Origin of the sequence: Mesorhizobium sp. LNHC209A00 (assembly GCF_000502915.1) — a bacterium.
Taxonomy (GTDB): domain Bacteria; phylum Pseudomonadota; class Alphaproteobacteria; order Rhizobiales; family Rhizobiaceae; genus Mesorhizobium.
On the sequence record NZ_AYWT01000006.1, the window covers coordinates 335,900 to 347,529 of the forward strand.

Consider the following 11,630-nt stretch of genomic DNA (forward strand, 5'->3'; position numbering starts at 1 on the left):
ATGTTGAGTAAGTTGCACCAATTGCCATAGAAATGGCGTCAGGGAGGAAAGGTTGAGCGACCTCGGCCGCCAGCGTCAGATCGTCGAATTGCTGCGGGATCGCCCGTTTGCCTCCGTGCGCGAATTGCAGGAGCGGCTCGGCGTTTCGGCGGCGACCGTCAGGCGCGATATCGACCGTATCGACGAGGCCGGTGAGGCGCGCAAGGTCTATGGCGGCATTTCGGCGCTCGATGGCGCCTCGCATGCGGGCGTCGCCTATGCCCGGCCCTATGACGAGAACCGTGACCTTGCCGTCGAGGCCAAGCGGCAGATCGCGGCCGTCGCCGCGACCATGGTGCGCGATGGCGACGCCGTGATCGTCCATGGCGGCTCGACCTGCTTCCATCTCGGCGTCAAGCTCGCCGACCGTAACATCCGGCTCTACACCAATTCGATGCCGCTCGCGGCCTATCTCAGCGACCATGGCCATTGCAGCCTGACGGTTGCCGGCGGCGATCTGCACCGCGAACCCGGCATCATCCATTCGCCGACCCAGGCGACGCCCTTCTATGCCTCGAAATTCTTTCTCGGCTCACAAGGGCTCAACCAGGAAGGGCTGCTGGAATCGCATCCGCTGCTGGTCCGCTCCATCGTCGAGCTCAGCCTCTGCGCCGACCAGATCGTGGTGCTGGCCGACAGCCGCAAGCTGTCGATCCACGCGCGCAATGTCGCGCTGCCGCTGTCGCGCATCGGCACGCTGGTCACCGATGACGGGCTCTCCGATGGCGATGCGCGCATGCTGGAGGATGCCGGCGTCATGGTGCGGATCGCTTCAACCTCGGGAGCCCTCGCGTGAACGTGGCGGTGCTCGACTTCGGCAAGACCAATTCGAAGCTGTTCGTCTTCGGCCAGGACGGACGTATTCTCGACGAGCGCCGGACGCAACCGAAATGGGCGCGCCACGGCGGCTTCAGCGTGCTCGACGAGGCCGCCCTCCATGGCTGGGCGTTCGGTGCCGTGGCCGACGCGGTCGAAAACCATGGTGTCGAAGGGGTGATGGTGTCGGGCCATGGTTGTACCTTCGCTCTTGTCGACGACAAGGCGCTGACCCATCCGATCCTCGACTACGAACAGGAGCCACCGGCCGAAATCGTGGCGCGGATCGACCGCCGCATCCCGGATTTCGGCGAGACATTCTCCCCCCGCCTGCCGCTCGGCTTCAACTATGGCCGTCATATGCTATGGCTGCAGGAAGTCGATCCCGACGCGTTCGCGGCGGCGAAATGGATCCTCGGCTATCCCCAGTACTGGAGCTGGCGCCTTGGCGGCCGGCCGGTCTGCGAAGTCTCCTATCTCGGCTGCCATTCGCATTTGTGGGCACCGCGCAAACGTGATTTCTCCTCGCTGGTCGACGCCGAGGGCTGGCGTGGCCAGATGCCGGCTTTCGAACGCGCCGGCGCCGTCATCGGCGAGCAGCGCTTCGATGGTGCCGGGCGCCCGGTCGCCATCCACAACGGCGTCCACGACTCCAATGCGGCACTGCATGCCTATCGCCGCCAGGAGCTTGGCCCGCTGACTGTCGTGTCGACCGGCACCTGGGTGGTCGTGCTCAACCCCGACTGTCCGCTCGAAGCGCTCGACCGTGAGCGCGACATGCTGGTCAATGTCGATGTCGACGGTAGTCCAGTACCGACCATCCGCTTCATGGGCGGGCGCGAATTCGCCGTCATCAGCGGCGACTGGCAAGGCGCGATCCCGCGTGGCTCGATCCACCAGGCGATCGATGCCGGCCTCATGGCGCTGCCGAGCTTCGCTGCGGGCGGGCCGATGCCGGACCGTTCCGGCCGGCTGGTCGGGCGCACGCCCGATGCCAAGGAACGCGCGGCCGTGGCTCTGCTCTATGTGGCGCTGATGATCGATCTCTGCCTCGATCTCATCCATTCCGACGACACCGTCATCATCGATGGCGGGCTGAACACTGGCGGCCTGCTTGCCGGGCTGCTGGCGCAGCTGCGTCCCGGTCAGGCCTTCCTGCAAGGTGCTTCGCTCGAAGGCAGCGCCACGGGTGCCGCGGCGCTCGCCTTCGAGAGCGTGGGGCGCGACTTCGCAGCCGAGCCGCCAGAGCCGGTGCAGGGGACACAATTCAGCGGGCTTGCCGGCTATCGCGACGCCTGGCGCGATCTCGTTGCCGGGCATGGTGCCGCCGCCACGGCGGCGGGTGGTACGCGATGAGCGCGGTGCAGACGCAGGCGGCGCGCCAGCCGGTGCTGGAGATGCGCCACATCTCCAAGACCTTCGGCGCGATCCGTGCCCTGCAGGACGTCTCGCTCAGCGTCCACGCCGGCGAGCTGCACGCGCTGATGGGCGAGAACGGCGCCGGCAAATCGACGCTGATGAAGGTGCTGTCCGGCGCCTATCGGCCGGATCCCGGCGGCGAGATCCTGATCGATGGCGCGCCCGCCGCGACCGGCGATCCGATCAAGGCGCGCGCCGCCGGCATCGCGGTCATCTACCAGGAGCTGTCGCTGGCGCCGAACCTGACGGTGGCGCAGAACATTTTCCTCGGCAACGAGCCGCGCCGCTTCGGCATCGTCGACCGCGACCAGTGCAACCGGCGCGCAGCAGAGATCGTCGGTCGGCTGGGTGTCTCGTTCTCGGCGCGTGCGCTGGTCTCCGGCCTGTCGCTCGGCGAGCGCCAACTGGTCGAGATCGCACGGGCGCTGTCGACCAATGCGCGCATCATCGTCATGGACGAGCCGACTACATCGCTGACCTCTCGCGAGACCGACCGCCTGTTCGAGGTGATCGCGACGCTGAAGGCGCAAGGCATCGCCATCATCTACATCAGCCACCGCATGGAGGAAGTCTACCAACTTGCCGACCGCGTCAGCGTGCTGCGCGACAGCGGCTATGTCGGTACGCTCGATCGCGCCGATCTCAACGCTTCGCGCCTGGTGTCGATGATGGTCGGCCGCGATCTCTCCGCCTTCTACAAGAAGGATCATCGCCCTCCAGACGGAGAACGCGCCGTCGCGCTCTCGGTGCGCGGCATGTCCGACGCTCGTCTGCTGAAGAACTGTTCGTTCGATCTCCATCACGGCGAGGTGCTGGCCTTGGCGGGCCTCGTCGGCTCGGGCCGCACGGAGCTTGCCCGGCTGATCTTCGGTGCCGACAAAGGCAGCGCCGGCACGATGGAGCTCGACGGTAAGCCCATAACCATCGACTCGCCGCGCGAGGCGCTCGACGCCGGCATCGCCTACCTCACCGAGGACCGCAAGGAACTCGGCCTGTTCCTCGATATGTCCATTTCCGACAACATCAGCATGGGCGTACTTGTCAGGGACGCGCGAGCCGGCGGCCTTCGCGATTTCACGGCCGCCGACAGGCGTGCGGCAAAGGCCATTGCCGACCTGTCGATCCGCACCAACTCGGCGCAGGCCAATGCCGGCTCGCTGTCGGGAGGCAACCAGCAGAAGGTGTTGCTCGCGCGCCTTCTGGAGACCGAGCCGAAGGTGGTCATCCTCGACGAGCCGACCCGCGGCGTCGATGTCGGCGCCAAATCGGAAATCTACCGGCTGATCGACAATCTCGCCAACCGGGGCATCGCCATCCTGATGATATCAAGCGAGTTGCCCGAGGTGATCGGCGTCGCCGATCGCGTGCTGGTGATGCGCGACGGCGCCATATCAGGCGAGGTGACGGCATCCGAAGGCGAGCCGCTTCGTCAGGAAGCGATCATGGAACTAGCGACGGGAGCGTCTCAGCGATGACAGACAGGACGACCGCGACGAAGAGCGTGGATCAGGCGGCGGTCAGGAGCCGGCGGCTGCGCACCGCGCTTGCGGCGCTTGGCATGCTGCCGGTGCTGGTGCTGCTGGCGGCCGGCTTCCAGTTCATCAACCCGCGCTTCCTCACCGGCACCAACCTGCTCATCGTCACGCAGCAATCGTCGATCAACATCGTGCTTGCCGCCGGCATGACATTCGTCATCCTGACCGGCGGCATCGACCTGTCGGTCGGCTCTATCCTCGCAGCCGCCGCGATGGTGGCGGTGCTGGTGTCGCTGGTGCCCGACTGGGGCCTGCTCGGCGTGCCTGCGGCCATCCTGGCGGGGCTCGGCTTTGGGCTCATCAACGGGCTGCTCATCGCCTATATCAGGCTGCCGCCGTTCATCGTCACGCTGGGCTCGCTGACAGCTGTGCGCGGCATTGCCCGCCTGCTCGGGCAGGACACGACGGTGTTCAACTCCGACCTGCCGTTCGACTTCATCGGAAACGGTTCGGTGCTCGGCATCCCCTGGCTCGTCGTCATCGCCCTGTCGGTGGTGGTGCTGTCCTGGCTGGTGCTGAAACGCACGGTGCTCGGCACCTGGATTTATGCCGTCGGCGGCAATGCCGAGGCAGCTCGGCTGACCGGCATCAAGGTGCCGCTGGTGCTGCTCTTCGTCTATGGCGTTTCCGGCCTGCTTGCCGGCCTTGGCGGCGCCATGTCGGCGGCAAGGCTTTACGCCGCCAACGGCCTGCAGCTCGGGCAAAGCTACGAACTCGACGCCATCGCCGCCGTCATTCTCGGCGGCACCAGTTTCGTCGGCGGCGTCGGCTCGATCTGGGGCACGCTGATCGGCGGCCTGATCATCGCGGTGCTCTCCAACGGCCTCATCTTGGCCGGTGTCTCTGACATCTGGCAGTACATCATCAAGGGATTGGTCATCATCGTGGCGGTCGCCCTCGACCGCTACCGGCTCCAGTCAGGGGCAAGAACGTGAGTGACCTAGTCGCCGGCATCAACGACCGGCTTGTGTAACGCACCGTGAGAGGCGCGGGGCATCAGGAGGAAGTAAGCGTAATGAAGACCATCGCCAAACTGCTCTGCGGCGCCGCCCTCGCGGCCGTCGCCATCGCGCCGGCATCGGCCAAGGACCTCAACAAGGTCGGCATCTCGGTCGGCCTGCTCGGCAACCCCTTCTTCGTCGCCACCATCAAGGGCATCGAGGACGCGGCCAGGAAGATCAATCCGAAAGTCGAGGTGACGTCGGTGTCGGCCGACTACGACCTCAACAAGCAGGTCTCGCAGGTCGATTCCTTCATCGCCGCCGGCGTCGATGTGATCATGCTGAACGCGGTCGATGCCAAGGCGATCGCTCCGGCGGTGAAGAAGGCGCAGGCCGCCGGCATCATCGTCGCGGCCTTCGACGTTTCGGCGCCCGGTGCCGACGTCACGGTGATGACCAACAACGTCAAGGCCGGCGAGGAAGCCTGCCAATACCTGGTCGACCACACCGGCGGCAAGGGCGACTATGTCATCCTCAACGGGCCGGCGTCGTCGTCGATCCTGGAACGGGTGAAAGGCTGCAAGAACGTGCTTGCCCAGCATCCCGACATCAAGATCCTGTCCGATGACCAGAACGCCGAAGGCTCCCGCGATGGCGGCTTGAAAGTGTTCCAGTCGCTGCTCACCCGTTTCGACAAGATCGACGCGGTGTTCGCCATCAACGATCCGACGGCGATCGGCGCGGAACTCGCCGCCAAGCAGCTCAACCGTTCGGAGTTCATCTTCACCGCGGTCGACGGCGCGCCGGATATCGAAAAGGAACTTTCTTCCGGCAAATCGATGATCAAGGCCTCGGCCTCGCAGGATCCCTATGTGATGGCCGGCCAGTCGCTGACCATGGCGGCCGACCTGCTCGCCGGCAAGAAGCCGGCAGAGGCCACCGTACTGCTCGACCCGAAGCTGATCACGGCCGAGAACCTGAAGGACTACAAGGGCTGGACCGCGGCCCGATAAGCCTCCCAAGGCCGGTGCGGCCGGAGCGATCCGGCCGCACCATTCTCCTCGCCGCTTAACTCTTTGTTTTACGCAATTCCGGACGGAAAACCGCTGCATGCTTTTCCCGGAATTGCTTTAACCGGAGACGATCATGTCACGCATCGGAATCCATTCCTTCGTCTGGTCGGCAAGCTCGGCGCAGAGCGAACTCGAACGCACGCTGGCCAATACCAGGGAGGCCGGTTTCGCCCTGATTGAATTCTCTTATCTCGACCCTGCCAATGTCGATATTGGCGGGCTTGCCAAACGCATCGCCGATCTTGGTCTCGGCGTCGCGATCAGCATCGGATTGCCTGGTGACGGCGATATTTCGAGCGCCGACAAGGCGGTCGCCGCCCGCGGTGTCGAGATCCTCAGCGACACCGTCGCGCTGACGCGCGACCTTGGCGGCAGCAAGGTCGCCGGCATTCTTTCGACCAGCCATGGCCTGCAGATCGAGGCACCGACACGCGATCAATGGAACCGTAGCGCGGCAACGCTGGCAAAGGTCGCCGAGACGGCGAAGGCAGCCGGCGTCACGCTCAACCTCGAAATCGTCAACCGCTTCGAAAGCAACCTGCTCAACACCGCCGCGCAAGGGTTGGCCTTTATCGAGGACACCGGGTCGGACAACATCTTCCTGCATCTCGACACATTCCACATGAACATCGAGGAAGCCGATGTCGGGCTGGCCATCCGCCACGCCGCGGCCAAGATCGGCTATGTTCATATCGGCGAAAGCCATCGCGGCTTCCTCGGCACCGGCAACATCGATTTCGCAGGGATTTTCGACGCGCTGACCGCAATCGGCTATGCCGACGATCTCAGCTTCGAATCCTTCTCCTCGGAGATTGTCGACGAGAACCTGTCGAAGAAGACGGCGATCTGGCGCAATCTGTGGACCGACAACATGGCGCTCGCCAAGCACGCGCGCGCCTTCATCGGCCTCGGGCTGGAGACGGCGCAACGCAAGGCAGAGCTGGTCTCGGCACGGCACAAGCCATAATCCTCCAGGTCCACGCCGGTCAGCCCGAATGCGCCGCCGTGCCTGTTTTCGAATGGCACGGCATTGCTCCCGTCATGTGCATCGGCTATCCGAACCGCCGGACACATGAAGCAAACGGAGCCCGGCATGACGAACAAGACCATCCTGAAATTCGGCGCGGTCGAGCACGCGGAAGCCGGCGATCTGCCTGGCTGGATCGCGGTCGAGGGCCAGCCAACCATGCAGACAGCCGTCCAGCACACGACTCCGGATGGCAAGGTGATATCGGGAACCTGGCGGGCGTCGCCCGGCACCTATCATGCGACCTACACCGATTATGAGTTCGTGCACATGATCGCCGGCCGCATCATCATCACGCCCGACGGCGGCACGCCGGTCGAGGTCGGCCCCGGCGACGCCTTCGTGGTGGAAGCCGATTTCAAGGGCACCTGGAAGATCATCGAGCCGGTGACCAAGCATTTTGTCGTCAGGGTCGGCTGAGCCCGCCCGATCGCAGCCGAAGCAGGCCCGCCATGGTTCGCCAAGGCGGGTAAGCACGGATAACCTTGCGCCTACTGCGGCATAGCTATCCGCCCCACGACTCCACTCAACCAGCTCCGCCATCGAACCGTGCCCGCGCGCCTTCCGCTTCGGAGCTCTACCGCTTTGGGGTGTGGAACCTTCACCTGCAGCCGGCGTTTTACTCCACACTGTCTTTCAGAGATGTACCGCAGTCGCGCGCGACTGCCTTTGGAGGCATTACCATGGCCCGCAACCCGCAAAGCACGGCAAGCATTGCCGGCCATCCGATCCATCCCATGCTGATCCCTTTCCCGATCGCTTTCTTCGTCGCTACCTTCGTTTGCGACCTGATCTTCTGGCGAACAGGCAATCCGGGATGGGTGACCGCTAGTCTCTGGCTGCTTGGGGCGGGCCTGATAATGGCCGCCTTGGCAGCTCTTGCCGGACTGACCGATGTCCTGGGCGATGTTCAAATCCGAAATCTGCGTGACGCTTGGCTCCACGCCGGCGGCAATGTGCTCGTCGTCCTGATCGAACTCTACAACTGGTATTCGCGCTATATCCATGGCGAGACGGCGGTGATACCCACCGGCCTGGTCCTCTCGCTGATCGTGGTTCTCATTCTTCTGTTCACGGGCTGGAAGGGCTGGGAAATGGTCTACCGTCATCGCGTGGGCGTCGCCGATGACCCAAGCGAAGTGCGCCGACGCTGAAGCGCGGACTATTCTTCGGGGCTCGCCGAGGCCTTTGAGAACACGCCAGCCTACCGAGTCGTCCCGGGAAGCGGCTATCGGTAAGGGGTCGCCATTGCCGGACCGTGCCCGAGGCCTATATCCCTAGCGAATTTGTGATCGGCCCGACCCCGGAATTGCCCGCCGCACCAGCTGTCTTCCGATACGGTCGCGCCTCCGCAGCCAGAGGATACCCGCATGATAAGGTCCAATTCCATCAGGCTGTTGGCCACAACGACTTTGATGCTGCTCCATCAGGGGTTGGCAATGGCGCAGATGCCGGCGCAGCAGCCGGATGCCAAGTCATTCAAGCTTGGCACACTCGACATCGTCGCCCTGCACGACGCCCAGTTCGTCAAGCCCAACGACGGCAAGACCTTCGGCCTCGATCACAGCCCTGCGGAAGTCGGCGAGCTGCTCAAGGCGGCGGGGGCGCCGACCGATACCATCACGCTGAGCGTTGACGCCCTGCTGGTCAAATCGAAGACCAGCGTCGTGTTGATCGACACGGGTGTCGGCGGTGCGCTGCAGGACAGCCTGGCCAAGGCCGGCATCAAACCCGCTGACGTCGACGAGATATTGATCACCCATTCTCATCCCGATCACGTGGGAGGGCTGGTCAAGGACGGCAAACTGGCTTTTCCCAATGCCACGATAAGGATGTCTGACGTGGAGTGGGATTTCGCCAAGTCCAACAAGGATGCGGCCGATATCGTCAAGGTCATCGCCGGCCATGTGAAACCCTTCAAGGCCGGCGCCCAGATTGCGCCTGGTATCACCTCGGTAGCGCTCAAGGGGCACACACCTGGCCATGTCGGCTATCAGATCAAATCCGGAAAAGAACGGCTGTTCGATATTGGCGACACGGTGCACAGCTCAATCATCTCGCTCGCCAAGCCGGACTGGGCCGTGGCCTTCGACGGCGACAAGCCGGAAGGTGAGCAGAACAGGGCCAAGACCTTGGCCACACTGGCCAAGGACCGCGAGATGATCTTCGCGCCACACTTTCCGTTCCCAGGTATTGGGCAGATCGAGAAAGACGGCGACCACTTCAAATGGACGCCGAGCGACAAGCCCCAGTAAGATTCGGGCCATACAGCTGCCACTCGTTGAAGCTGAGTGCGAATGCGGTTGGCCTCAAACCGATGCCGCAAGCTCATTCGCGAAGTTGCGATAGGAGTGCAGGGGGCGGCCCAGGATCCGTGTCAAACGCTCGACGTCGCCGGCCTCCGGAAGCATGCCGTCGGCGACATAGCGCTCGGCCATCAGGCGCATCTCATAGGCCATCCACTTGGGCATGATGTTCGCCAGATTCTGCTCGAACCCGGTAGGATCATCGCCCCCATAGGCAATCGGGCGGCCCAGGACATCCGACCAGATCGCCGCTACATCCGAACCAGTCAGCGTATCGGGGCCGACCAGATTGATGATTTCGATCGGCAGCTTGCCCGGGGCCTGGTCACGACGGATCAGCTCGACGGCTGCGACCTCGGCAATGTCGCGGGCGTCGACCATGGCGATGCCCTTGGCTCCGATCGGCATCGGATAGACCCCATGGTTGAAGATCACATCCTTGATCATGAGTTCATTGTCGATGAAGTAGGCCGGGCGCAGGATAGTGGCGCTGAAGCCCATCTGTTCGATCATCCGCTCCGCGCCGGACTTCACGGCGAAATGCGGCACATTGACGAAGCGATCACTGTGGATCACCGACAGGTAGACAACTCGCTCGAGGCCTGACTCGCGGGCAATGTTCAGGGTGATGAGCGCCTGGGTGAATTCATCCCCCGACACGGCGTTGAGCAGGAACAGTGTGTTGATGCCGGCAAACGCTTTGCGCAGCGAGTCGATATCGAGCAGTTCGCCTTGAACGACCTCTACGACGGCCGGAAAGTCAGCCTTCGAGATGTCCCGAACGAGGACGCGCACATCGGCGCCGCGCTTGACGAGCTGCTGGACGACTTGGCGGCCGACACGGCCAGTGGCGCCGGTAACGAGGATAGTCATGATTGTTTCTCCGAGTTGGGTTGCTTGACAACCCGAATATGAGTGGTTCGCACATGGGCCGATAGCTGTGATATTTGAACGCAGCGTATCACTGGTGGAACACATGGATCTGCTTGCTCTCGCTGATTTCGTCATCGTGGCGCGCCATGGCGGCTTCGGGCGTGCCGCCCGCGCTGCCGCTCGCCCCAAGGCGACGCTGTCACGTCGGGTAGCGGAGCTTGAGGCCAGCCTTGGCCTGCGCCTGTTCGAACGCGGCGCACGCATGCTCAAGCTGACCTAGGAAGGGCGAGCGCTGTACGAACGTGCGGGCCGGCTGCTTACCGATCGTTGGCGTGAGGAGCGCAGCCAAAGTCTGCATGGTTACCCTTCCGCAAAGTTGGATCGGCAAGAGATCACCTTCCCGGCGCCGACGAATTTCTGTTGAGTTCGGATATCTTGCTATTCTTCCTCGGACAATAGATCGATCCTATGGCCTGACCCCAATCGCTTCGGCTATCTGCCAAAGCGTAATGACCGTGGGGTTCCTCCTACCCATCTCCAATCCGCTTACATAGGCGCGGTCGACGCCCATCCGCCACCTCGTGCTGCGTGAGACCTGACAGCTGTCACCTGCGCGTGAGGTTTCGACTGAGCCATGAGCCTCATTCCAAACGTGCCGGCTGAGATCAGGCTGTTTCGCCTACACCGCTAGTACGCTAATATTCGCTATATAAGGGAGGGGAACCCCATGAAAATATTCGCCAGCTGGTCCGGCAAGCAAAGCCATGCAATAGCTCAAGCCTTGAGGGACTGGCTTCCAAATGTGCTGCAGGCCGTGGACGTTTTTGTGTCTTCCCAGGATATCGTGTCTGGCGATCGAGGTCTGAATACCATCGCCGAATCCCTTGCTGAGAGAGGTTTTGGCATAGTCATTGTGACTAAGTCGAACCAGAATGCACCTTGGGTTCTGTTCGAAGCAGGTGCTTTGTCAAACACCCTACCCGGACGTGTGACACCTCTCCTCTGTGACTTGCCTGAGCTAGCCCTTGCTCGCAGCCCACTTGGTCAGTTCCAATTCAATAGATTCGACGGACCAGGCATCTTGAAGCTGACCAAAGATATCAACAAGGCTTCGGCATCCCCCATAGAGGAGAATCGCCTCGCGGCGACATTCGACAAATGGTGGCCCGACCTGGAACAAATCTATGCTGCTATCCCCGCCGATCATGACGAGGAGGAGCGACAGGCAAAGCCAGATGCGATCGCCAACATTTCTGCCGCACTTGCTCAGCTGCTCTCTGAACAGGCGCGACTGCGCCACAGCCAAAGTGAAATAAAGGAATTGCTCTCTCTCGTGGTGCCAGCGCGCACCGTCATAGACGAGCGTATTGGGGAATGGCTGCACTTGATGAGACGAGCCCCGGATAGCCCGCCTGATGACGAAGCACACTTCTCGATCGGCAAGTCGTCATCTATGACGCCGCCAAAACCGCCGAGCCCTCCAACCCTGCCAACTTCAGGTGGCAATCCGCCGCCGCTCGCCGCGCGACCAGGTGCGCCGTCGTCGCCCCGTCGCTCGAAATACTGATTCAACTGGACATCTCCAGCTGCTTATGACCGGG

12 protein-coding genes and 1 pseudogene are annotated in these 11,630 nt (G+C 62.9%); 11 read left to right on the forward strand and 2 right to left on the reverse strand.

The window, feature by feature from the left end:
- Nucleotides 1–52: 52 nt before the first annotated feature.
- The 9 genes from X739_RS148530 (at nt 53) to X739_RS148490 (ending at nt 9,105) form a co-directional block, all read left to right on the forward strand.
- The gene (locus X739_RS148530) at nt 53–835 is read left to right on the forward strand and encodes a DeoR/GlpR family DNA-binding transcription regulator (protein ID WP_023770855.1); all 783 of its coding nucleotides are present in this window, start codon (nt 53–55) and stop codon (nt 833–835) included.
- Nucleotides 832–2,211, forward strand: coding sequence for a carbohydrate kinase (locus X739_RS148525; protein ID WP_023795003.1), 1,380 nt, complete (start codon nt 832–834; stop codon nt 2,209–2,211). Before X739_RS148530 ends, X739_RS148525 begins: the two co-directional genes overlap by 4 nt.
- A complete protein-coding gene (locus X739_RS148520; RefSeq protein ID WP_023795004.1) occupies nt 2,208–3,749 on the forward strand; it encodes a sugar ABC transporter ATP-binding protein in 1,542 nt (513 codons plus the stop codon). The genes X739_RS148525 and X739_RS148520 overlap by 4 nt, the downstream gene beginning before the upstream one ends.
- Nucleotides 3,746–4,744 carry a ribose ABC transporter permease gene (locus X739_RS148515; RefSeq protein WP_023770852.1) on the forward strand — a complete coding sequence of 333 codons (999 nt, stop codon included), beginning with the start codon at nt 3,746–3,748 and terminating at the stop codon, nt 4,742–4,744. Before X739_RS148520 ends, X739_RS148515 begins: the two co-directional genes overlap by 4 nt.
- 80 nt (nt 4,745–4,824) lie before the next feature.
- Complete coding sequence (locus X739_RS148510) at nt 4,825–5,763, forward strand: ABC transporter substrate-binding protein (protein WP_015315481.1); 939 nt, start codon at nt 4,825–4,827, stop codon at nt 5,761–5,763.
- Between the two features lie 133 nt (nt 5,764–5,896).
- Nucleotides 5,897–6,790 carry a sugar phosphate isomerase/epimerase gene (locus tag X739_RS148505; RefSeq protein WP_023795005.1) on the forward strand — a complete coding sequence of 298 codons (894 nt, stop codon included), beginning with the start codon at nt 5,897–5,899 and terminating at the stop codon, nt 6,788–6,790.
- Between the two features lie 126 nt (nt 6,791–6,916).
- Complete coding sequence (locus tag X739_RS148500) at nt 6,917–7,270, forward strand: cupin domain-containing protein (protein ID WP_023770850.1); 354 nt, start codon at nt 6,917–6,919, stop codon at nt 7,268–7,270.
- A 263-nt stretch (nt 7,271–7,533) separates the two neighbouring features.
- On the forward strand, nt 7,534–8,004 hold the full coding sequence (locus X739_RS148495) for a DUF2231 domain-containing protein (RefSeq protein ID WP_023795006.1): 471 nt from the start codon (nt 7,534–7,536) through the stop codon (nt 8,002–8,004).
- 216 nt (nt 8,005–8,220) lie between these two features.
- Nucleotides 8,221–9,105: an MBL fold metallo-hydrolase gene (locus X739_RS148490; RefSeq protein ID WP_023795007.1), complete on the forward strand. Its 885-nt coding sequence runs from the start codon at nt 8,221–8,223 to the stop codon at nt 9,103–9,105.
- A 54-nt stretch (nt 9,106–9,159) separates the two neighbouring features.
- Here the strand turns inward: X739_RS148490 and X739_RS148485 are convergent, their stop codons facing one another.
- Nucleotides 9,160–10,029 carry an NmrA family NAD(P)-binding protein gene (locus X739_RS148485; RefSeq protein ID WP_023795008.1) on the reverse strand — a complete coding sequence of 290 codons (870 nt, stop codon included), beginning with the start codon at nt 10,027–10,029 and terminating at the stop codon, nt 9,160–9,162.
- Nucleotides 10,030–10,132: 103 nt separating this feature from the next.
- Here X739_RS148485 and X739_RS1000000168135 point away from each other — a divergent pair.
- Nucleotides 10,133–10,306: pseudogene (locus tag X739_RS1000000168135) on the forward strand (LysR family transcriptional regulator); the annotation flags it as partial.
- 189 nt (nt 10,307–10,495) lie between these two features.
- Here X739_RS1000000168135 and X739_RS1000000168140 read toward each other — a convergent pair.
- Nucleotides 10,496–10,600 carry a helix-turn-helix transcriptional regulator gene (locus tag X739_RS1000000168140; protein WP_156939873.1) on the reverse strand — a complete coding sequence of 35 codons (105 nt, stop codon included), beginning with the start codon at nt 10,598–10,600 and terminating at the stop codon, nt 10,496–10,498.
- A gap of 156 nt (nt 10,601–10,756) precedes the next feature.
- On the opposite strand from X739_RS1000000168140, the gene X739_RS1000000169355 reads away from it, so the two are divergent.
- Nucleotides 10,757–11,596, forward strand: coding sequence for a hypothetical protein (locus X739_RS1000000169355; protein WP_156939875.1), 840 nt, complete (start codon nt 10,757–10,759; stop codon nt 11,594–11,596).
- Nucleotides 11,597–11,630 lie beyond the last annotated feature (34 nt).